1 protein-coding gene is annotated in these 781 nt (G+C 58.0%); it reads right to left on the bottom strand.

The window, feature by feature from the left end:
* Positions 1-781 (bottom strand): hypothetical protein (locus tag AC1RPH_RS07635; RefSeq protein WP_481762004.1); only part of this gene is annotated, 781 nt, incomplete at both ends.

Below are 781 nucleotides of genomic sequence, written 5' to 3'. Positions count from 1 at the left end.
GATTCAGGTAGTCGTCGATGCGCGTAAGCCCCAACTTCTCCATGCCCGCGACGTTGGCACCCGGTGTGTAGGGCACATGCTCCATGATGCCCATGTCGGCAGGCGTCGGCGCAATCGGAATAGGGCGCATCGCAGGACCCTCACCGTACTTCCGTATGTACGCCTTCCGATACTGTTCGTAATCCTCATCACGTACCTTTTCGTAGGCGGCAAGCGCCTTGGCGTACTCCATGAGGCCCGGGCGCTCTTCGCTCTGATACTCCCACGTATTGAACGTAAGCAACGAATCCAGCGACATCTTGATGACGGGGACCGTTGGTAGCTCGTGGTACAGCGGATTGTCCGCGTTCTCGAACTGCGCGACGCTGATCACCTTGGAGATGAGCCGTGCAGCTTTCGTCACGTCGATCGTGTTGTCCACGGTGAACGAGTCAAAGAAAACGAACGGTCGTCGATCCTGTGCCTTTAGCTCAGGGCGGTTGGCGCGGCTGTTGCCTTGCTCCAGAGTTCCCGGGTTCCACACGACTTCAGTACGGCATATACGGCTCACGAACTGGAAGTTAAGACCCTCGTTCATCGAGGCTTCGACGCCCACCATCCAGCGAATGCGCGCCATTTTCTCGAAACGTCGGCCGTGCTCCACCTTGTTCTGAGCCTTGTACAGCATCCCGCACGCCTTCAGTTCAGGCGGTGCCAAACGCCACACCTCTTCGGCGCTGATCACGTTGTTTGTGAAGATCAGCACCTTCCCGTCGAACGGCCCGTACGGTACCTTCTTGCC

The sequence above is a fragment of the Dellaglioa sp. CoH-57-MRSF-16 genome (assembly GCF_056782055.1).
The sequence above is the reverse complement of the archived record's forward strand: the minus strand, read 5'-3'. Positions and strand labels throughout refer to the sequence as shown.